This window comes from Asanoa ishikariensis (genome assembly GCF_900107455.1).
Lineage (GTDB): Bacteria > Actinomycetota > Actinomycetes > Mycobacteriales > Micromonosporaceae > Asanoa > Asanoa ishikariensis.
In genome coordinates this window covers 2,510,101-2,529,792 of record NZ_FNQB01000001.1, presented here as the reverse complement: position 1 = coordinate 2,529,792, position 19,692 = coordinate 2,510,101, and the positions used below count along the sequence as shown (strand labels likewise).

Below are 19,692 nucleotides of genomic sequence, written 5' to 3'. Positions count from 1 at the left end.
CATCGTCCCAAACACTTACTTCCGGGTGAACAGCACCGTCCGCTTGACCGGGTCCGCGGTGACCAGGGTCACCCTGACCCGCTCGCCGAGCGGCAGCTCGCCCGTGCACCGCCCGCGAACGGCCGGCTCGTCGAGGGCGACCGTGCCGCCGGGCTGGCGGCCGTCCGGGTTGGCCGGCGCCGGCGCGGTGCGGCGCGGGCTGTCGACGTCGACCACCGCGGCGTCGAACGTCTCGCCGATCCGGTCCTGGAGCAGCACCGCCTCGGTCAGGTCGACCGCGCCCCGGGCCGCCGCGCTCGTGACCCGGTCGGTGCCGCCCATCACCTTGGGCAGCTTCGGCAGTGCCGCGCGCGCCCATTCGGGCACCGTCAGGCCGCCTGTGAGGGCCAGAGCGGCCTCGGTGGCGTACCGATCGGCCAGCCGGCGCAACGGGGCCGTCACGTGCGCGTAGGAGGCCGCCACGCCGCCGTGCGTGGACTGCTCCGGGGTCGTGCCGTCGAAGGCCGTGTAGCCGGCGCCGCGCATCAGCTCGGCGGCCTGGTCGAGGAACGCGGCCCCGCGCGGGTCGGAGGCGTCGACCGCGGCGATCACCCGGCCCACCGCAGCGCCGTCCGGCCAGGCGATGCCGAGCGCGTGCGCGGCGGCGCGCAGCCGCTGCACCGCCGCCGGGTCCGGCGGCGGCATGGTCCGCAACAGGCCGACCCCGCCGGCCAGCATGATGCCGGCGGCGGCCACGCCGGTCAGCAGCGAGATCTGCGCGTTGTGCTCCTCGGCCGGCAGCGGCGCCCGGAGCACCAGCCGGTAGCCGGCGCCGTCGCGTTCGATCTCCTGTTCGGGCAGGGGCAGGTTGATCGCCCCGCGGTCGAGGCCGCGCTCGGTCAGCCGGGCGCCGATCTCCGGCAGCAGGGCGATCGACTCGGCCGCCGTGCCGGCGTCGAACTGGGCCTGCACCGTGGCGTAGTCGAGCTGCGCCCGGCTGCGCACCAGGGCCCGCTGGAGCGCGACGGCGGTCGTGCCGCCGTGCGCGTCGAGGTCGATCGTCCACAGCACGGCGGCCCGGGTGCGGTCCGGCAGCAGGCTCGCCGCGCCCTCGCTGAGCGCGACCGGGTGCAGCGGGACGTTGCCGTCCGGGAGGTAGACGGTCTGGCCGCGGCGCCAGGTCTCTTCCTCCAGCGCGCCGCCCGGACGCACGAACGCCGCCACGTCGGCGATCGCGTAGTGCACGCGATAGCCGCCCGGGCGGCGCGTCAGGCACATCGCCTGGTCGAGGTCGCGGGACCCGATCGGGTCGATCGTGACGAACGGGATGTCGGTGCGGTCGGGCCGGTCCGGCAGCGGAGCGGACGCGGCCTCCTCGGCCTCGCGCTGCGCCGCGGGCGGGAACCTGTCAGGCAGGTCCAACTCGCGACGCAGCGCGGCGAAGTCGAACTGGGGCGCTCGGACGCGTCTGGTCACCACCGGTACTTCATACCAGCCGCCGAGCGCCCCGCTCGATGGATCTTTTTATCGGGCGGACTTGCGGGCGGTCGCCTTACGCGGGCTGGCCGCCTTGCGCACCGTGCTCTTGCGCGCGGTGGTGGTCCGCTTGGTAGCCGTCTTGCGGGCGGTGGTGGTCTTCTTGGCCGCCGTCCGCTTGGCGGGTGCCTTCTTGGCGGTTGCCCGCTTCGCCGGCGCGCGCTTCGCGGCCGTCTTGGCGGTGGTGGCCCGCTTGGTGGCCGTCTTGCGCGCGGCGCTGGTCTTCTTGGCCGTGGTCTTGCGGGCCGTGGTCTTCTTCGCCGCGGTCTTCTTGGCAGTGGCCCGCTTCGCGGGCGCCTTGGTGGCGGCCTTACGCGCCGTGGGGCGCGTCGTGGTCTTCTTGGCCGCGGTCTTGCGCGCGGTGGTGGCCTTGCGCGCGGTGGTCTTCTTGGCGGCGGTGCGCTTCACCGCGGTGGTCCGCTTGGCCGCGGTGGTCCGCTTCGCCACGGTGGTCCGCTTAGCGGTGGTGCGCTTCGCGGGCGTCCGGGTCGTCGCGGTCTTGCGCGCGGTGGTCTTCTTGGCGGTCGTCCGCTTCGCCGCAGCCCGTTTCGCGGGCGCCTTCTTGGCGGTTGCCTTGCTGGTGACCGTCTTACGCGCGGGCGTCTGCGCGGCCACACTCTTTCGAACGACGGTCTTCCGCGCGGTGCTCGAGACGCGGGAAGCCGCGCTCGTACGCTTGGCCGCGGGTTTCTTCGGAGCCGCGCGTTTCGCGGCCTTCGGTGTCTTGGCCTTCAACGCTTCGGCCATGGTGGTTTCCTCCTTGCGAGACGTGCGTCGGGTCCGGCTCCGTCGCGGAGACCGCGGAGTTGCTCGCCGTGTACGAGTGCCGCGGCGCTTACCTCTCCTCCCCTGCCCAGCGGCGGTCCTCTTCGTCCCACGCCTCGTTGCGCTCCTGCACGGATTGCAGGGCGTTCTCGGCGTCGGACTTGGACCCGAAGGGACCGAGCACGTACATCGCAGGGCAGATGTCAGCCTGCGTCTCGACCCTGTGGTGACGGGTGCACCAGTAGTACTCCGTCCCACGTCCGCTGTCGCTCATGGGACCACTGTGCACCGCAAAACGGCCAAGCGCCACCGTTTCACACAAAAAGAGGGGGTCCCATCCACTGTAGACCGGCTGCGACGGGAAGGGACTGAATCGCCCCTGGCGTGTCCCTACCGAGTGAAGGGCCGTGAATTCGCGCTGTTTTCCGTCTGTAACATACAGTCATGAACGCGGACGACTCCGTCATCGGCCGGATCGAAACCGAGGTCGCCCTCCTGATGCGCTTCGCCGAGGCGACCCGGCGGGCCACCCCTGTGGAGGCGCATCGGTCCCTCGACCGTGCGGCCTACGTGATCCTGCGCTACCTCGACGAAGCCGGCCCACAGAACGTCTCCGCGCTCGCCGCCCGCCTCAACCTCGACGGCTCGACGGTCACGCGGCAGGTCGGCGCCATGGAGCGGGAAGGCCTGATCGCCCGAGAGGCCGACCCCAACGACGGCCGCGGCACCCTGGTCTCGGCCACCGCGTCGGGCCTGCGGCGGATGTCGACCGTCCGGATGGCCCGCGCCGAGATCTACGACGAGATGCTCGCTTCGTGGTCGGAGACCGACCGGGCCGAGCTGGCCACCATGCTCACGCGGCTCAACGAGGCGCTGGCCGCGCGCAGCCAGGCCCGCCGCCGCCCTTAGGCGTGGCTGTCCCGGGCATACTGCCACGCATGACTGCCTCCCCCACCCTCGTCACCGCGGACGGCACGCAGCTCCCCGACCCGGATCCCGCCCAGATCGCGGCCGCGGTGCGGGCACTGACGATCGACGACTGGTTCGTCATCCTCGAGTTCGGCGACGACACCTTCCTCCAGGTGGCGGTCAAGGAGGACTGGTACGCCCTGGAACGCCGCGCGGGCGGCGACGAGACCCACGTGGGCACCGAGGTCACCGCACTGGACGAGGTGGTCGAGGCGTTCCAGGCGTACGCCCGCCAGGACCCGGACTGGATCGCGCGCTACACCTGGAATCCAGTCAAGCTGTAGCACCGCCGTGCGTGAGCTGACGCTCTCCCTCGAGCGGCCCGGTCGTGCCGATTTCCCGTACTACGGCCAGGTGAGCGGCCGCCGCTGGCTGGTCGTGGTCCTGGCCGTGCTGGCAGCACTGGCGACGTTCTTCGTCGTGGGCCACTTCCTGCACGGCCCGTTCAGCGTCTTCGTGCCGACCGCCCTGTTCGTGGGAATTCCCCTGGCCGCGCTGGCGTACGCCACCGGTGGCCGGGTCTCGGGCCTGTTCGCGCGCCTGACCTGGCGCGACGTCCGCGCGATGCTCGGTTACGGCGTGCTGTCCATTCTCGCCACGATCGTGGCGGGTTACGTCGTCGGGCCTTTGGTCGGCACGGTGCCGCCGAACCCGATCTTCGACCAGATCGCCGACGCACCACCGTTGTGGCTGGCGACGTTCTACCCGCGGACCGCGCTGCAGCTGCTCGGCGAGGAGCTGCTGACCGTCCTGCCGTTCCTCGCGCTGCTGCACTGGTTAGCCGCGCGCCGCGGGCGTACGCGCGCGATCGTACTGGCGTGGGTCGTGTCGTCGGTGTGGTTCGGCCTGGTGCACCTGCCGGCGTACGGCTGGAACGTGCCGATGTGCGTCCTCGTCGTCGGCGCGGCCCGGATGGCGCTGACGTGGTCATACATCCGGACAAAGAAGCTCTGGGTGGCCACCGGGGCACATATCGCCCACGACTGGCTCCTGTTGACACCCTTCGTGATCGCGGCCCTCTATGGTGCTGGCCATGCGTGAACTGACCGCTTCGGACCACGAGCTGATCGAGTACGCGCGCCAGATCGTGGACGCCAACACCGACGGGGACGGCGGCGTGCACACGATGGGCGCGGCGGTCCGGGGCGCGGACGGGCGCATGTACGGCGGCATCAACCTCTACCACTTCACCGGCGGCCCGTGCGCCGAGCTCGTTGCCCTGGGCCACGCGCGCGCCTCGGGAGCCCGGGAGCTGACGACGATCGTCGCGGTCGGCAACCTGGGCCGTGGCCCCGTCGGTCCGTGCGGGCGGGACCGCCAGGTGCTCTTCGACTACCACCCGAAGATCCGCGTCCTGCTTCCCACGGACCAGGGCGTCAGAAGCGTCCGCATCACGGACCTCATGCCCTTCGGCGGAGTCTGGACGGTGTCAGAAGGCACCCAGCCTTTCGACCCGGCGGTGTTCCGGTGATCGATGCGGTAATGGCCGAGCTGGAGGCGTTGGACGACCCGAAGGCGCGGGCGGCCAACGAGAAGCACGGCAACGACCACGGGGTGAACCTCGGCAAGCTGCGCGCGGTCGCGAAGCGGCTCAAGACGCAGCAGGAGCTGGCGGTCGAGCTCTGGGCAACGAACGACACCGCCGCACGGCTCCTGGCGCTGCTGATCTGCCGCCCGAAGGCGTTCTCGCGCCCGGAACTGGACGCCATGCTGGGCTCGGCGCGCGCGCCCAAGGTCCATGACTGGCTCGTGAACTATGTGGTCAAGAAGAGCCCGCACGCCGAAGAGCTACGGGTGGCCTGGTTCGCCGATCGGGACCCGGTCGTTGCCAGCGCCGGGTGGGCATTGACCACCGACCGGGTGACGAAGAAGCCGGCGGGTCTGGATCTGGCCGGGCTGCTGTCCGTCATCGAGGCGGAGATGAAGGGCGCGCCAGAGCGGTTGCAGTGGGCGATGAACCACTGCCTGGCCCAGATCGGCATCGACCACCCGGACCACCGATCCCGCGCGATCGACATCGGCGAGCGCCTGCGGGTCCTCGAGGACTACCCGACCTCCCCGGGCTGCACGTCCCCGTTCGCACCGATCTGGATCACCGAAATGGTCCGGCGGCAGCACGCCACGTAGGACACTGGGACGCGCGTTTCCACATTTCCACATTGGAGTGTCACACCTCCACACAGTCAGAGTGGGGGCGGCTCGATACCAAGTCGGGCGAGTGCCGTCGTTCGGACGCGCCACACCCATAGGCAGCCGGGGCCCTGTCCATCCGCTGCCGAAACCCGGTAGTGGTCCACGCGACGCTCGTCAGGCCGGAAGGGATCCCAGTCGATGCCCCAGCCGCGGAGTCAAGCCCGCCAGGCCCGGTGCCGGTCCCGCGACGGCAAGTCGCCTCGGCTCGACAACACCACCCAGTCTGGCTGACCCATGCGGAGAGAGTAGCCAGCAGCAATGGCGTACGAAACAGGGCGTGACGGGCGAGTCGGCCTGTACGCCGGATTCGCTACCGAAGACATGCTTGACCTTCGGTTTTGCCTGCTACTTCCCCTTGTGGGGGCTGCTGAAGGCCGAAGAGACCGTCAATGGCACGCCGGGTCCTTTCCTCGCTGGCCGGCATCAGGTGCGTGTAGGTCCGTAGGGGTAAATCCGGAGTCCGCGTGGCCGAGGCAGGCGGCCAGCGCTTTTGATGCTCTCGCCGCCGTCGAGCAGCGCTGAGGCGCAGAGGTGCCACAGCGCGGGCATGCCCGTGTCTCGCGCGGGTGCCGGGCCCCCCGACAGGAGCGACGGATGCCACGCGCGCTCGTCGAACCAACCCCGGTTGACCACGTTGTCCCTGGTCGTGTGGATCACCAGCAGGAAGGTCCGCAGCTCGGAACTGGCAGGGTCCTCCCAGGGCAGCGTCAGGGCGACGGGCGGTTGTCGGCCATGTGCCTGGCGAGTCTTGCCGCGACCGAGCTAGGCAGCGGCACCCGGCGATCGTTGTCGTTCTTCGGCGACCGAAGACCAGGCGTGACCGCACACGCTTGACCTGACGCGCGACATGCAGCCACCCGCCATCCACCTCGACGTCCTCCACGGCAAGGCCGAACACCTCGCGCTGGCGCATCCCGCACCCCGCTCCTCAGGTCGACCGCAACGCGGTACCAAGACGACGGCCGGTCCGGATGGCGGCCGCCTGGTCGAGCCACCACGGCACGACCCCGGGCCTGCCCAGGGGACCGGGACATTCAAGGGCTTTTTTCGGCTTGTGTGGTGCGATTTGACGGCCAAAGTGGCGGCGGAAAGACGATTTTGAGCGGGTGACCGGGCCGCATCGAACTCACGTGGCTAAGGGCTGGTCGAACCCGGGGCGTCATTCGGGGTCGACTGCTTCTGCGCTCTTGGTTCTGGAATGTGACTATTCTGCTTTTTGCGAAGGTATTCTTTTCGGGCTGCCTTAACGGAATTGATTGAAATCCGGAAAAGCTCGGAGGCCGTCCCATCAATTTCCGGATGAGCTATGTGAAGCATATTCGCTATAAACGTTGCGAGGTCCACTGGCATCCTAGCCGTACCAGTGTCTCTTGCGGCCTCTACGAGCGCCATGTCGCCACTGGCTTCCCTCAGCCACTCAAGCAGTTGGGCGACTGAAGTAATCCGCAATTCTCTCAACATGATAAACAGCGCATGCTCGCCGCCATTGCCATCATCGGGAAGGATGACTTGGTTAGCATTCGCGGCCGCCTGCATCAGACCAGAGACGATCTCAGCATTCTCTAGAACAGCAACCAACGAAGACAAGTCAAGTTCGAGGTCGAAATCACCTTTCGCAAGACTCGACTCATAGTTGGCCGCGATGCGCTCACCTTCTTTTCGATAGTAGGAAAATTGACTGTCCGCAATCTCGAAAAGGGCACTGAGTCGGCCAAGTCCGCGTTTCAGCTCTCTCGGGACCTCTTCAACACTCTTGTACTCCAGTTTATGGTTTACCGCTGCCCATGCGTGCTGAAGGGCGGTTCTAACTTGAACCTCGGCCTTGAGATCCTTGAATTGCACCCATTCAGGCAGGTCTGATCGCGGCGACTTTATCGACACGACGAAGTGGCGAGAGAGGTAGCCGAACCTATCGGGATCCAGCTGGGCACTCTTGTCGATCGAGTTGTTGAGGTCGACCGCAAACTCGCGCTTTATCAACGTCTCGACCGTCTCCACATCCTCCAAATAGTATGTGATAACGCGTACGCCAGCGAGGTCGGTCATTTCCCCTAGCGGATCTTTGTATTTACCGCCCTTACTCCTGATTTTTGCTTCAAAGCTATCAACAGCTTTTGCTCTGCTTTCTAACTGAATAACATCGATGGTCGCCTCTGTAAGCAAGTCCCTTAGTAGACCCTCGATTCTTACCGCAAAATCCACGAACTGCGGGCGAATAACCGCATATTGCGCCACAACTTGCGAGCCCTCTTCGGCCACGTTCATCTCCGATCGACCTTCAGATTCTCGGTCCACAGTGTAGCTAGGCAAGGCTAATCGCGAAGGTTTGCCCGGAGCCTCAGTTGGATCTAACACGATCTCCTGACGATGCCCCCACCTGGTGAGAACTTTCTATGCGTCTTCAAGGCGGCCCTGCGGGCCGCGCGTCGCTGCCCTGCCGGCCGTTCGCGCCTTGCCGCTTCGCTCCCGGCGCGAGCCGGCAGCAGACGCGGCGGCACAGCGGACGCGACGAAGCCCGACGTCGCCTTAATTGAGGGCGTCGGGCAGCTCTGATCGGACCGCGGTCGACTACAGCACAATTGGCGCATGGACGATATTGCATTGGCCGTCCCTGCGTACGACCCCGGTCGCGGCGTCGTCGCGCCCGCCGAGGGCGGGAACATCACTATTGAGGTTCGCGGCGGCACCGTGGAGATCTTCGGCGACCCTGCCGGTCTTCGGGACCTCGCGCGATGGTGCCTCGCATTGTCTGACGGCAACGCCCCGCCGGGCGCACACATCCATCTGGACCCGGGCACTGTCCCGCTGACGCTGGAGTCCGCATCTCTGATGCTGGCGCGGGACCCGCAGACAGCTACGAGTGCCCCGTCTACCGACGCCTCCGGCGGGTAGGGCCTCCGGCCCTACGACCCGGAGGTGGCCTCCGGCGGCCGGGGCTACTCGCCCCTGGACCCTCGGCAGCTCTGGGATGGCCGGCAGATCAGGTGCGCCCGCCGCACACCACAGGCAGCCGGGCGAAGCCTGCGCGACGGGATGGCCCACCGGCCCACACAACCGCCACCAGCGCGAAGGTCAAAAGCCAGCCAACACACCGTTGTAGACGATCTCCGCTGGGCCGTCTGTGGGCCGTCTGGGCCGCCACGGGGCCGTCAAACGCCACCCGAAATCGACCAACGTCGACCAGTACAGCCGGGAAATACAGCAGGTCAGGCAGGGTGAACAGGGCAGCTACCAGGAGAGTGACGGGCGAGTCGGCCTGTACGCCGGATTCTGTTCCTGCCGCCTTTCGGCGGCCGGTGGCGGCCATCCATCTAGGCCTGCCGTTGCCAGCAGGCTCGAGCGGCCTACCCGCAGGCTCGGGCGGGCAGCCCTCGAACACCTGCGCAGGTCGTCCATTGGACGGCCCTTTTGGCCTTGCTCCGGGTGGGGTTTACCAAGCCGCTCCGGTCACCCGGTGCGCTGGTGGGCTCTTACCCCACCGTTTCACCCTTACCGGGCGCGTACGCCCGGCGGTTTGTTTTCTGTGGCACTTTCCCGCGGGTCACCCCGGGTTGCCGTTAACAACCACCCTGCCCTGCGGAGTCCGGACGTTCCTCGGCGGCGGCCCGAAGGCCACCGACGCGGCCGCCCAGCCGACTCGCCCGTCATGCTCCATCGTACCGGTGCGGCTAGGCTGCCCTCCGATGGATCTCTCCCAAGCCGTGTTGCTGGTCGCCGCCGGGCTCGCGGCCGGCCTGATGAACGCGATCGCCGGTGGGGGTTCGCTGATCACGTTCCCCGCCCTGCTCGGGATCGGGCTCCCGTCGGTGCCCGCCAACGTCAGCAACAGCGTGGCGGTGTGTCCGGGCTACTTCGCCAGCGTGTACGGGAGTCGGCACGAGCTTCGCGGGCAGGTCCGGCGGACGGTGCTCCTGCTGCCGACCGCCGTCGCCGGGTCGGTCGCCGGGTGCGTGCTGCTGCTGATCACCCCCGACTCGGCGTTCGACAAGGTGGTGCCCTTCCTGGTGCTCGGCGCGACCGCCGTGCTGGCGTTCCAGGACCAGTTGCGCCGGGTGGTCGGCCATCCGGCGCGGATCAGCCCGTCCCGGCAGCAGGGGTTGCTGCACGGGATGGTCGCGATCGGCAGTGTCTACGGTGGATACTTCGGCGCCGCCCTCGGTGTGATGTTCGTCGCCGGGCTGGCCTTGGTGCTCGACGAGTCGCTGGCCCGGGTCACCGCCGTGAAGAACCTGCTGTCCGCCACCGTCGGGCTGACGACCGTGGTCGTGTTCGCGCTCTTCGGCCCGGTCAACTGGGCCACGGTCGCGGTGCTGGCGCCGGCCACGATCGTGGGCGGCTACTTCGGTGCCCGGCTGGCCCGCCGCCTGCGCAGCGGCGTCCTCAAGCTGATCATCGTGATCTTCGGGACGGGCATCGGCCTCTATCTGCTCGTCCACGCCTTCATCTGAACGAAGCCGAGCCGCACCGCTAGGGCCGGCTCGCACGGCGGGCGGCAGCCCGCCTCCCGGCCGCGGGCTGGCTCCGCCATCCATCGCCGTCTGCGGCGGAGCCAGAGCAAGCCCTCCAACCTGCGGCCGACCCCGACCCCGCCACCGTTCGCCGTCGACGGCAGAGCCAACGCCACCGTCCTGCCCCACGGCCGACCCCGCCACCGTTCGCCGTTCACGGCGGAGCCAGAACCGCCTGTCGTGCCGCTGACCCCGCCACTCATCCCGGTCCGCGGGCGAGTCAGCCGGGCGCCTACTGGCTCGCGTACTCCTCGACGGCGGTCGCGACCCGCTGCCGCTGCGGCGCCCGTGGTGCGAGCGTGGCCACCGCGGACAGCAGGATCGGCAGCGCCGCCAGCGCGAAGCACAACGCCAGCGGCAACCGCCCGATCAGCAGCCCGACCGCTGCCGTGCCGCCCGACGACCCCGCGTTGAAGGCCGTGTTCACCCAAGTGCCGGCCCTAGTACGAGCAGCCGGCGGCGCCTCCTTGTCCGCGAGCAGGTAGGCCGCGGTCAGCGCCGGCGCGACAAACAACCCGGCCAGCGCCGCCGCCCCAGCCAACGCCGCGATCCCCGGCGCCAACCCGAACACGGCGAGCACCGCCGAAAGCGCGAGCGCCAGCAGCGCGAGCTGGGTTCGTTGCGGCAGGGACCAGCTCCGTGCGCCATAGGCGATGCCGCCGACCGCGCTGCCCGCCGCCAGGGCCGCCTCGACCCAGGCCACCGCGGCGGTCTGGCCCTGACCGGTCGCGAACGCGACGACCAACAGGTTGGCGGCACCCAATCCCAGCCCGATCCCGCCCGCCACGAAGACCGGCTCGAACAGCGCCCGGCCGACACGAGCGCGGACCGCGACGACAGCGGGTCTCGGCCAGGCGGCGGCGGCCGGGGACGAGACCATCGCCAGCGTCCCCGTCAGCACCAGCACGGCGCTGACGGCGACGCCGAGGGCCGGGTACCCGATGGCGATGAACACGCCCGCGAGCAGTGGGCCGGTCACGAACAGCAGTTCCTCGGCGACCGTGTCGAGGGCGAACGCGCGCTGCCGCCCGGCCGGGTCGGGCAGCAGGTTGCTCCACATCGCGCGCATGATCGGGCCGAGGGGTGGCGAGCACACCCCGGCCGAGGCGGTCAGTGCCAGCAGGAGCCAGGCCGGTGCGCCGGGTCGCCAGGTGGCGGCGGCCAGCCCGCCCAGCAGGACCGCGTAGGCACCGGCCAGCGGGGGCAGGACCCGCCGCGGCCCGTACCGGTCGATCAGGCCCGCGCGCAGCGGCGCCACGAGGACGACGCCGAGGCCGAACAGCGCCATGGTGACGCCGGCCAACGAGTAGGAACCGGTCGCGCCGGTGACGGCGACCGTGAGGGAGACGAAGACGATGCCGTAGGAGAGGCGGCCGACCAGGGCCGCGACGAAGGTTCGAAGGGCGTGCGGAGTGCGCAGCACAGCGCGATAGGACATCGGGATGTTCCTCGGGAGATCGGCGCCCAGGATGCGGGCGGCCGGGTGGGTAGGGACGCCAGAAGGCCGCGAGAGGCGGCCGGCGTCCTACGCACAGAGGAGGAACATGTGTGGATCTTATGATCGTGGGCGCCCCCTGTCGACAGGGGGCGCCCACGAAGTTCAGACCTTCGGGGACGGTGCCGGGTCCAGATCGGGGTCGGTGCTGGTCGCCTGCGCCGGGACGGAGACCCGCGGGTCGCCCTCGTCGGCGAAGTAGTCGTCCTGGACCGTGTCGTCGCCGCCGTCCGGGACCTTCCCGGCCCTCAGGGCGAGCGTGGCCAGGGCCGCCACGGCCAGGTTGACGGCGACGGCGACCAGACCGACGTACACGGTGGTCTTGGTGTCGAAGCCGAACTTCTCCAGCGAGAACGCCGAGCCGCCGAAGTGGGCGCGACCGGTGGCCTGGTTGGGGATCTGGTAGAGCATCCAGGTGCCCAGGCCCATGCCCGCCACCCAGCCGGCGATCAGGCCGCCGCGGTGGAACCAGCGGGTGTAGATGCCCAGCGCCACCGCCGGCAGCGTCTGCAGGATGATCACGCCGCCGATGAGTTGGAGGTCGATGGAGAACTGGGGGTCCAGGAAGACGATGCAGGCGACCGCGCCGACCTTGACCACCAGCGAGGTGATCTTGGAGACGTTGGCCTCCTGCGCCGGCGACGCGTCGCGCTTCAGGTATTCCTTGTAGATGTTGCGGGTGAACAGGTTGGCCGCGGCGATCGACATGATCGCGGCCGGCACCAGGGCGCCGATGCCGATCGCGGCGAACGCGACGCCGGTGAACCACGACGGGAACTGCTGGTCGAACAGCAGCGGCACCACCGTGTTGCTGTCGACCGAGCCCTCCTTGGCCCCGGGCAGCGGCTTGACGCCGGCCGCGATCGCCATGAAGCCGAGCAGCGCGATCAGGCCGAGCAGCAGGCTGTAGGCCGGCAGCGCGGACATGTTGCGTTTGATCACGTCGCGGCTGCGGCTGGCCAGCACGCCGGTGAGGCTGTGCGGGTAGAGGAACAGCGCGAGCGCGGAGCCCAGCGCCAGCGTGATGTATTGCCACTGGTTGCCGGCATTCAGCGTGATGCCGTCGTTGGGGTTTGGCGAGGCGTTGAACTTCGCCTCGGCCGCGTCGAAGATCGAGCCCCAACCGCCCAGCTTGTACGGCAGGTAGATGATCGCCACCAGGATCACGATGTAGATCAGCGTGTCCTTGACGAACGCGATCAGCGCCGGCGCCCGCAGCCCGGACTGGTAGGTGTAGGCCGCCAGGATCGCGAACGCGATGATGATCGGCAGGTGCCGGGCCACCGTGCTGTCGCCGGTCACGCCCATGGTCTTGAGCACGGCCTCGATGCCGACGAGTTGGAGCGCGATGTAGGGCATCGTGGCCACGATGCCGGTGATCGCGATCAGCAAAGCCAGCGTCGGCGACTGGAAGCGGGACCGCACGAAGTCGGCCGGTGTCACGAAGCCGTGCCGGTGCGAGACCGACCAGAGCCGCACCAGGACCAGGAAGACCAACGGATAGATGATGATCGTGTACGGGACGGCGAAGAACCCGGCCGCACCGGCGCCGAAGAGCAGGGCCGGCACCGCGACGAAGGTGTACGCGGTGTAGAGGTCGCCGCCGACCAGGAACCAGGTGATCCAGCCGCCGAAGCTGCGCCCGCCCAGGCCCCACTCGTCGAGGTGGGCCATGTCGTTCGGCGCGCGCCACCGGGCCGCGACGAAGCCCATACCGCTGACCAACAGGAACAGCAGCGAGAAAACGATGATCTCGGTTACGTGGTCGCCCATCGTGCTCACCGCCGCTTCTTGGTCATCTGGTAGACGACGGTGGTCGTCGACACGCCGAGGACGATGAACAGCAGCTGTAGCCAGTAGAACGTCGGGAAGCCGAACAGCCGCGGCGAGTCATGGTTGAACAGCGGCGTGATCAGCGGGATGACGATCGGCACGAACAGCAGCCAGTTCCACGCGTTCTTGTCATTGGCGCGGGCAACCGCTGGCGCGGGCACTTCAGGATCACTCATGACAAACCTCCGGCCGTCATGGATCGTTTGACGGCCGGAGGTTAACTGTCCGGTGTGACATAACTCGCCGTTCAACGGAGCCGACGCGCTGAACGGCTATTCACCTGCGCCGAATGGCTACGGCGTCCAGAGCCCCAGGTGGAGGGTCTTGGTGAGGGTGGCGTTGTCGTCGTCGCCGTCGAGCGACCAGACCATCGCACCGCCGAGCCGCTCCGAGCGGATCCACAGTGCCTTCTGGAGCAGAACGGCCGGGTCGTCGTAGTTCCAGAAGGTGGTGCCGTTGTAGAGCCAGGCGGTGCCGGCGCGCAGATCACGGTAGACCTGGTAGCCGTCGGTGCCGATCTTCGTCTTGAGCACCTTGTAGTCCTCGGAGCCCGCCTCGAACGTCGCCGGCGCGGCGCCACCGGTCGCGGTGCCGAACAGGCCGTTGCGCCCGCCGGTCACGCCGGTCCAGCCGTGGCCGTAGTACGGGATGCCGACCACGAGCTTGTCGCGCGGCGCGCCACGGTCCCGCCAGGCCTTGATGGTGTTCTCGATCGAGAACGACGGCCCGGGCGCCCCGGCCGGGATGCGCAGCGCCGACTGCTGGTTGGCGGTCGTCTCCCAGGTGCCGTGGAAGTCGTACCCCTGGACGGTCGCGAAGTCCAGGTTCTTCATGACCTTGGGCACCTCGAACCCGGCGTCGATGGCGGTCGGGTTCGCCGGAACGAACGCGGTCAGCTCGAAGTGCTTCCGCTGGCCCTTGCCGTACGCGTCGAGTTGCTTGCGGAACTCGGCGACCAGCTTGGTGAAGTTCTGCTTGTCCTCGGGGCGGTAGACCGTGTCGACGTCACCGGGCGAGCCCGGCCACTCCCAGTCGAGGTCGATGCCGTCGAACACGCCCTTCAGCGTGCCCGGCCCGCCCGCGCTGCCGTCGGGGTTGGGCAGGTTGCCCTTGAGGTACAGGTCGATGCAAGAGCTCACGAACGTTTTGCGCGAGGCGTCGGTCAATGAGGCATCTGAGAAGTGCGTCGACCAGGACCACCCGCCGAGCGAGATCAGGACCTTGAGCTTCGGGTGCTTGACCTTGAGCTTCTGCAACTGGCCGAAGTTGCCGTTCAGCGGCTCGCCCCAGTTGTCGCCGACCCCGTCGACGCTCTCCTCGGCCGGCACGGTCCGCTGGTAGTCGGCCCACGAGTCGCCCTCGGGCGCCGCACCGTCCACGTAGCACTTGCCGTCAGGGCTGACGTTGCCGAACGCGTAGTTCAGGTGCGTCAACCGCGCCGCGGCGCCGGAGGTGTCGAGCTTCTTGACCGGGAAAGCCCGGCCGTAGATGCCCCACTGGGTGAAGTAGCCGACCTGGCGGAAGCTCTGGCCCTTGCGTTCGGTCGCCGATGCCGGCGCCGCGCCAAGAGCGGACACGAGGAGCGTTGCTACGGCCGCCACGGCGGCGATTCTGCGCATCTGGACTCCTGTCGGAAGGAAACAGTAAGGCTTCTTTCCTGTACGGGCAGAACGTAGGCTGTCGAATCGATGCTCGTCAAGCGTCCGGTCGGGCAGGCCGGCGGCATGGGCCGACAGCGGGATCCTTCGATCGGGTCGGATGGTGCGCGACGCTGGGTGGTTGCGGCATCCTGGTCCGGTGACTGGGACCGGTGGTGGTGAGCGACTGTTCGTGTCGTACGCCGGGCGGGACCGGGCGTGGGCGGAGTGGGTCGCCTGGCATCTGGAGGCGGCCGGCCACTCGGTCGAGTTGGACGTGTGGGACTGGTCGACCGGCGACAACGCGGTGTTGCGGATCAGCGATGCGCTTGAACGGGCCGATCGCGTGGTGTCCCTCTATTCGCAGGCCTATTTCGACCGGCACCGGTTCACCACGGACGAGTGGACGGCGGTGATGGCCGGCCCGGACCGGCAGGGCCGGCTGGTGCCGCTGCGCCTGGAGGAGGTCACGCCGCCGGCGGTGTTGCGTCCGATCATCTGGCGTGACCTGTTCGGGCTGGACCAGGAGGCGGCGCGGGTGGCGCTGCTGTCGGCGCTGACCGGCGGTGGTCGGCCGGGTCGTCCGCCAGGCTTCCCGCCGGCACAGCGAGCCCCGGCCGTCGACGGGCCGCGGCTGCCGGGCGTGTTGCCGCCCGTGTGGAATCTGCCGGGCCGGAACGCGGCGTTCACCGGCCGCGACGGAATGCTGCTCGGGGTGCGGGAGCGGCTCAGTGCCCGGCAGCCGGTGGTGGTGCAGGCGTTGCACGGCTGGGGCGGCGTCGGCAAGACCCAGTTGGCCATCGAGTACGCGCACCGGTTCGCCGCCGACTACGACGTGGTGTGGTGGGTGGACAGTGAGCAGCCGGAGCTGATCGGCGAGCGCCTGGCCGGGCTGGCGGTGGCTTTGGGAGTGGCCTCTGCCGAGGGCGGAGTAGCGGCGGGTGTTCAGGCGCTGCGGCCGGAGTTGGCTGGCCGCGGACGGTGGCTGATCGTGTTCGACAATGCACCCGGGCCGGCCGAGGTGCACGAGTGGTTGCCGCAAGGCCCCGGCCACGTTCTGGTCACCTCGCGCGACCAAAACTGGATCGGTACCGCCCGGCCGCTACCGGTGGATGTGTTCGCCCGGGCTGAATCGATAGCACTGCTGCGCCAGCACCTACCGACCGTGACGGACTCGGACGCCGACGCGCTCGCCGACGAGCTGGGTGACCTCCCGCTGGCCGTCGCCCAGGCCGGCCGTCTGATGGCCGAAACCGGGCTGTCCGCGGGCCAGTATCTGCGCGAGCTGCACACCCACGCGGCGGCGGTCACCGAGGCCGGGACACCCGTGGGATATCCGACGTCGCTGGCCGCGGCGGTACGGCTGGCCGCCGGCCGCCTGGGCAAGGAGGATACGGCCGCCGGGACGTTGCTGCGCCTGTGCGCGTTTCTGGCCCCGGAGCCAATCCCGACCGACCTATTCGGAACCGTTCCGTACGACGTGCTGCCCGAGCCATTGGCCATGGTGGCCGGTGGCACCCTGGCGCTGGCCACGACGGTCGGCCGGCTAGGTCGCTACGGCCTGGCCCGGGTCGGCCCGGACGGGATCCTGCTGCACCGCCTCGTGCAGGCCATTCTCCGCGACGACCTCACGGCCGACGAGCAGGCGGCGACGCGCGTTCGCGTCGAGCGAATGTTGGTGGCCGCCCGTCCGGGCGACGGCAACACCCCGGCCCACTGGCCGCGCTGGACAGCCCTGCTGCCCCACATCCTGGCCGCCGACCCCGCTAACACGAGCAACAACGAGCTCCGTAACTTGGCCGGCTCTGCGGTCTGGCACCTGCACGCTCGCGGTGACGCCCACGCAGCACTGCCGTTGGCCGAGCACCTGCTCGCCGAATGGCAACGCCGGCACGGCCCAGACGACCTCGTCACCATTTTCGGGGCGGACAACGTCGCGCAATGCCTCCACGCACTGGGCCGTTACGAGCGGGCCCGGGCGTTGGACGAAGATGCCCTGGCCCGCTGCCGCCGGCTTTGGGGCGACGATCACGAAGCCACGCTGCTATTGGCTACCCACCTCGCCGGCGACCTGTATGAGCTGGGCGATTATCAGCGGGCCAGAGCCCTTCACGAAGACGCCCTTGCCCGTCGCCGCCGAGCCCTAGGCGACGACCACAAGAACACCCTGATCTCGGCTATGAGCCTGGCCGTCTCCCTACGTGCGCTGGGTGAGCATGACGAAGCCTTGGCCCTGTCCGAGGACAACCTGGCCCGGTACCGCCGGATCTTGGGCGACGACCACCCCGAGACCATGTTCTCGGCCATGGGCCTGGCCAGCTCCCTGCACGCGCTGGGAGAGAACGAGCGCGCCCGGGCTTTGTTCGAAGACACCCTGGTCCGCCGCCGCCGGATCTTGGGCGACGACCATCCGCAAACGTTGAGCTCGGCCGAAAACCTTGCCTACGTCCTGCGCAAGTTGGGAGAACATGAGCAGGCCCGCGCTCTGGACGAGGACACCCTGGTCCGCCGCCGGCGGACCCAGGGCGACGACCACCCGCACACGATGAACCTGGCCAACAACCTGGCGGACCCGCGCGCGGGGTAGTCGCCGGCCCGCCCGTCGGGCCTGGCGCGCCTAGGCTTCCTGGGCCGGGCTCACGCGTGCGCCGTACATGGTCTCCAGTTGCTCCATCCGCCGCGCGATGTGCTCGCCGGGTTCGAGGGCGAACTCCGCTGTCAGGTGCCGCAGCAACTCGGCCTCGGTCGGGTCATCCGGTGGCCCGCCCCGCTCCAGGCGGTTGATCATGTCCTGCCGGTCCCAGGCGTACGCGAGGCTTTCGAGGCCGTAGTAGCCGGCGTGCGTGCCCAGCGCCAGGAACTCGCGGATGTCGCCCGCCAGGATGTGGTTCGGTTTGTCGAACGCCATCGGCACCGTCATCACGACCGGGGCCACGCCGTCGCAGTCCACCAGCGAGAAGTGCACGCCGTTGACGCCCGTGGCGGCAAACGTCGTGGCGTTCGCCGGCGTGCAGTCGTAGGCCCACGCGCGGGCCAGGGTGGGGTCGCCCAGGAACAAGCCGACCGGCGCGAAGACGGACTCCGGGTCTCCCCCGAGCCGTTCGGCCAACCGCCACAGCCTGGTCCACCCGGCAGTGAATGATTCCGGCCCCATGGTCATCCGCAGATGATGCCAGGCGAAAGGTCAGGGCGTGCGAGTGGCGTACGACGGCCGGGTCTGACGGGGGTACGCACGGATGGCGTCGAGGGCCGGATCCTGGTTCCTGGCGTACGCGGCAAAGGTCGGTGGGGTGTAGATGTCGGGTGGCAGCCAGGTCCGGTGGTCCATCGGCCACGAGGTCTGCCAGTACAGGTCGGACACGTTGACCTGGAACCGGCTGTGCGGCAGTTCGAACGGCGCCGTCTCGCCGACGAAGTTGGGGCTCGACCCGGTGGGCTCGCCAACGAACAGCGCGGGCGTGTGGTGGGCGATCAACGTGCTCAAATTCTGAGCGGCCGACAGGGTGTGCCGGCCGATGACGACGAAGATCTCCCCGGCGTACGCGATGAGCCGGTGCAACAGCGGCATGGTGAGGAACGTGTTGCCGCCCTCGTTCCAGCGCAGGTCGACGACCAACCGGCGCGGTGCCCGACGGGCGAGGTCGGCGAAGAGCCCCGACACGAACGCGTCGAAGGGCTCCGCCGGGTCGTCGCTGACGCTGTTGATCTGGACGTACAACAGGTCGTCGTCGGGCTGGTCGACGTACCAGTAGGGCGCTGCGACGTTGCGCAGGTAGAGCGGCAGCGGCGGCGACAGCAGGAAACGCCACTCCGGCGGGCAGGGCCGGGCGTCCGCCTGCTCCTTGCTGATCGGCCGGGCGGGCACGGTCGTCTCCGCGACGCTGCCGTCCGCGGACCGCAGCCGCAGCGTCATCCGGTCGGCGTGCTCGGCGATCCCGAGGGCGTGCAGCACAGCGGTCCGCGGCAGCTTGCGCATCACGCCGGCGAGGGCACCGTAGGCGTTGTCGCGGGAGACGATCTCCTCGACCCGAGCGAGCACCAGGTCGAGGTCGACGCCGTCGCACGCGAGCACCTCGGCGCCCAGCAGGTCAGCGTGCTCCGGCGCCGCGGCGGTGACGAACACCCCGTCCGCGAAGTGGTCCAGCCGCACCGGTATCGCCAGGTGGAGGTCGGCCCGGTCCGCCGGAGGCTCGACCCGGGCGTGCCCGTCGCCGAGCGTGGCCACGAGCCGCGACAGCTCGACGAGCAACTCCGCGTCCGACAGGTGGTCGACGCGCTGTCGGAGCCGCCCGACCTCGGCGTCGAACGACGTGTGCCGGAACGCCCGCCGCTTCACCTCACGCGCGAAGAGATCCAGATCGTCGGCCCGGGTGCGGGCAGTGGGAAGCGGCCAGCGTTCGTCCCGGCGCAGGGCGGCCAGATGCGGGTCGGTGGCCAGCACGCCGAGGTCGCGGAAACCTAGCTCGAGCGCCGAGCGCAGCGCGTCGAAGGCGCCGTCGACGTCGCCCAGGCGGGCACGGCACTGTGCGATCCGGTGCGCCACCTCGGCCGGGAACGGCGTCGCCGGCCCGTCCCAGGCGCCGAGCTCGGCCACCCGCTCGTACGCGACCAACGCCCCCGCCACGTCGTCGCTCGCGACCCGGGCCTCGGCCAGCCGCCACCAGTGGGTGCCGTGCACGGGATTGGCCTCGACGACCCGCCCCCACAACTCCGCGGCAGCGGACCAGTCACCGGCGACCGACCGCGCCCGAGCCTCGACCAGATCGTCCACGCCGAT

18 protein-coding genes and 1 other RNA gene are annotated in these 19,692 nt (G+C 69.3%); 8 read left to right on the top strand and 11 right to left on the bottom strand.

The features are described 5' to 3' along the window. Positions 1 to 15: 15 nt before the first annotated feature. From BLV39_RS11970 to BLV39_RS11960, 3 genes are all read right to left on the bottom strand, one after another. A complete protein-coding gene (locus tag BLV39_RS11970) occupies positions 16 to 1,458 on the bottom strand; it encodes an RNB domain-containing ribonuclease (RefSeq protein ID WP_090790208.1) in 1,443 nt (480 codons plus the stop codon). Positions 1,459 to 1,503: 45 nt separating this feature from the next. Then, entirely contained in the window at positions 1,504 to 2,262 is a 759-nt protein-coding gene (locus tag BLV39_RS11965; protein WP_090790206.1) for a histone H1-like repetitive region-containing protein, read from the bottom strand. A gap of 88 nt (positions 2,263 to 2,350) precedes the next feature. Beyond that, positions 2,351 to 2,554, bottom strand: coding sequence for a hypothetical protein (locus BLV39_RS11960; protein WP_090790204.1), 204 nt, complete (start codon positions 2,552 to 2,554; stop codon positions 2,351 to 2,353). 170 nt (positions 2,555 to 2,724) lie between these two features. On the opposite strand from BLV39_RS11960, the gene BLV39_RS11955 reads away from it, so the two are divergent. The 5 genes from BLV39_RS11955 to BLV39_RS11935 are packed head-to-tail and all read left to right on the top strand — an operon-like array spanning position 2,725 to position 5,376. After that, entirely contained in the window at positions 2,725 to 3,189 is a 465-nt protein-coding gene (locus BLV39_RS11955) for a MarR family winged helix-turn-helix transcriptional regulator (RefSeq protein WP_090790202.1), read from the top strand. Positions 3,190 to 3,218: 29 nt separating this feature from the next. Then, positions 3,219 to 3,533, top strand: a complete 315-nt coding sequence (locus BLV39_RS11950) for a hypothetical protein (RefSeq protein ID WP_090790200.1) — start codon at positions 3,219 to 3,221, stop codon at positions 3,531 to 3,533. A 7-nt stretch (positions 3,534 to 3,540) separates the two neighbouring features. Then, a complete protein-coding gene (locus BLV39_RS11945) occupies positions 3,541 to 4,290 on the top strand; it encodes a CPBP family intramembrane glutamic endopeptidase (protein ID WP_090790198.1) in 750 nt (249 codons plus the stop codon). Further along, positions 4,283 to 4,720 carry a cytidine deaminase family protein gene (locus tag BLV39_RS11940; protein ID WP_204082914.1) on the top strand — a complete coding sequence of 146 codons (438 nt, stop codon included), beginning with the start codon at positions 4,283 to 4,285 and terminating at the stop codon, positions 4,718 to 4,720. The genes BLV39_RS11945 and BLV39_RS11940 overlap by 8 nt, the downstream gene beginning before the upstream one ends. 11 nt (positions 4,721 to 4,731) lie before the next feature. Next, complete coding sequence (locus BLV39_RS11935; RefSeq protein ID WP_090790194.1) at positions 4,732 to 5,376, top strand: DNA alkylation repair protein; 645 nt, start codon at positions 4,732 to 4,734, stop codon at positions 5,374 to 5,376. A gap of 1,200 nt (positions 5,377 to 6,576) precedes the next feature. Here the strand turns inward: BLV39_RS11935 and BLV39_RS11930 are convergent. Beyond that, complete coding sequence (locus BLV39_RS11930) at positions 6,577 to 7,707, bottom strand: GTP pyrophosphokinase (protein WP_090790192.1); 1,131 nt, start codon at positions 7,705 to 7,707, stop codon at positions 6,577 to 6,579. Positions 7,708 to 8,028: 321 nt separating this feature from the next. On the opposite strand from BLV39_RS11930, the gene BLV39_RS11925 reads away from it, so the two are divergent. Then, entirely contained in the window at positions 8,029 to 8,334 is a 306-nt protein-coding gene (locus tag BLV39_RS11925; RefSeq protein ID WP_090790190.1) for an Imm32 family immunity protein, read from the top strand. A gap of 351 nt (positions 8,335 to 8,685) precedes the next feature. Here BLV39_RS11925 and rnpB read toward each other — a convergent pair. Next, positions 8,686 to 9,082: RNase P RNA component class A (gene rnpB / locus BLV39_RS11920), an RNA gene on the bottom strand. Positions 9,083 to 9,125: 43 nt separating this feature from the next. Between rnpB and BLV39_RS11915 the strand changes: the two genes are divergently transcribed. Continuing rightward, positions 9,126 to 9,890: a sulfite exporter TauE/SafE family protein gene (locus tag BLV39_RS11915; protein ID WP_090790188.1), complete on the top strand. Its 765-nt coding sequence runs from the start codon at positions 9,126 to 9,128 to the stop codon at positions 9,888 to 9,890. A 292-nt stretch (positions 9,891 to 10,182) separates the two neighbouring features. Here the strand turns inward: BLV39_RS11915 and BLV39_RS11910 are convergent, their stop codons facing one another. The 4 genes from BLV39_RS11910 to BLV39_RS11895 form a co-directional block, all read right to left on the bottom strand. Next, complete coding sequence (locus tag BLV39_RS11910; RefSeq protein WP_090790186.1) at positions 10,183 to 11,388, bottom strand: MFS transporter; 1,206 nt, start codon at positions 11,386 to 11,388, stop codon at positions 10,183 to 10,185. A gap of 162 nt (positions 11,389 to 11,550) precedes the next feature. Continuing rightward, the gene (gene mctP, locus BLV39_RS11905) at positions 11,551 to 13,218 is read right to left on the bottom strand and encodes a monocarboxylate uptake permease MctP (protein ID WP_090791423.1); all 1,668 of its coding nucleotides are present in this window, start codon (positions 13,216 to 13,218) and stop codon (positions 11,551 to 11,553) included. Positions 13,219 to 13,223: 5 nt separating this feature from the next. Beyond that, positions 13,224 to 13,454 (bottom strand): DUF3311 domain-containing protein, encoded by a 231-nt coding sequence (locus tag BLV39_RS11900; protein ID WP_090790184.1) that lies wholly within the window; start codon positions 13,452 to 13,454, stop codon positions 13,224 to 13,226. Between the two features lie 117 nt (positions 13,455 to 13,571). Beyond that, entirely contained in the window at positions 13,572 to 14,897 is a 1,326-nt protein-coding gene (locus BLV39_RS11895; RefSeq protein ID WP_090790182.1) for a glycoside hydrolase family 18 protein, read from the bottom strand. A gap of 178 nt (positions 14,898 to 15,075) precedes the next feature. Between BLV39_RS11895 and fxsT the strand changes: the two genes are divergently transcribed. Further along, positions 15,076 to 17,502 carry an FxSxx-COOH system tetratricopeptide repeat protein gene (fxsT, locus tag BLV39_RS11890; protein ID WP_176984866.1) on the top strand — a complete coding sequence of 809 codons (2,427 nt, stop codon included), beginning with the start codon at positions 15,076 to 15,078 and terminating at the stop codon, positions 17,500 to 17,502. Between the two features lie 30 nt (positions 17,503 to 17,532). Here fxsT and BLV39_RS11885 read toward each other — a convergent pair whose 3' ends face one another. Further along, positions 17,533 to 18,075: a hypothetical protein gene (locus BLV39_RS11885; RefSeq protein ID WP_143049735.1), complete on the bottom strand. Its 543-nt coding sequence runs from the start codon at positions 18,073 to 18,075 to the stop codon at positions 17,533 to 17,535. Positions 18,076 to 18,099: 24 nt separating this feature from the next. Then, complete coding sequence (locus BLV39_RS11880) at positions 18,100 to 19,686, bottom strand: tetratricopeptide repeat protein (RefSeq protein ID WP_176984865.1); 1,587 nt, start codon at positions 19,684 to 19,686, stop codon at positions 18,100 to 18,102. Between the last annotated feature and the right edge of the window lie 6 nt (positions 19,687 to 19,692).

What these genes read in the sequence shown, in the direction of transcription:
- BLV39_RS11940 (WP_204082914.1), top strand. Translation starts at nt 4,283, where the DNA reads ATGCGTGAACTGACCGCTTCGGACCACGAGCTGATCGAGTACGCGCGC.
- BLV39_RS11955 (WP_090790202.1), top strand. Translation starts at nt 2,725, where the DNA reads ATGAACGCGGACGACTCCGTCATCGGCCGGATCGAAACCGAGGTCGCC.
- BLV39_RS11965 (WP_090790206.1), bottom strand. Translation starts at nt 2,262, where the DNA reads ATGGCCGAAGCGTTGAAGGCCAAGACACCGAAGGCCGCGAAACGCGCG.
- BLV39_RS11930 (WP_090790192.1), bottom strand. Translation starts at nt 7,707, where the DNA reads ATGAACGTGGCCGAAGAGGGCTCGCAAGTTGTGGCGCAATATGCGGTT.
- BLV39_RS11885 (WP_143049735.1), bottom strand. Translation starts at nt 18,075, where the DNA reads ATGACCATGGGGCCGGAATCATTCACTGCCGGGTGGACCAGGCTGTGG.
- BLV39_RS11925 (WP_090790190.1), top strand. Translation starts at nt 8,029, where the DNA reads ATGGACGATATTGCATTGGCCGTCCCTGCGTACGACCCCGGTCGCGGC.
- BLV39_RS11950 (WP_090790200.1), top strand. Translation starts at nt 3,219, where the DNA reads ATGACTGCCTCCCCCACCCTCGTCACCGCGGACGGCACGCAGCTCCCC.
- BLV39_RS11960 (WP_090790204.1), bottom strand. Translation starts at nt 2,554, where the DNA reads ATGAGCGACAGCGGACGTGGGACGGAGTACTACTGGTGCACCCGTCAC.
- BLV39_RS11915 (WP_090790188.1), top strand. Translation starts at nt 9,126, where the DNA reads ATGGATCTCTCCCAAGCCGTGTTGCTGGTCGCCGCCGGGCTCGCGGCC.
- BLV39_RS11900 (WP_090790184.1), bottom strand. Translation starts at nt 13,454, where the DNA reads ATGAGTGATCCTGAAGTGCCCGCGCCAGCGGTTGCCCGCGCCAATGAC.
- BLV39_RS11910 (WP_090790186.1), bottom strand. Translation starts at nt 11,388, where the DNA reads ATGTCCTATCGCGCTGTGCTGCGCACTCCGCACGCCCTTCGAACCTTC.
- BLV39_RS11895 (WP_090790182.1), bottom strand. Translation starts at nt 14,897, where the DNA reads ATGCGCAGAATCGCCGCCGTGGCGGCCGTAGCAACGCTCCTCGTGTCC.
- BLV39_RS11935 (WP_090790194.1), top strand. Translation starts at nt 4,732, where the DNA reads ATGGCCGAGCTGGAGGCGTTGGACGACCCGAAGGCGCGGGCGGCCAAC.
- mctP (WP_090791423.1), bottom strand. Translation starts at nt 13,218, where the DNA reads ATGGGCGACCACGTAACCGAGATCATCGTTTTCTCGCTGCTGTTCCTG.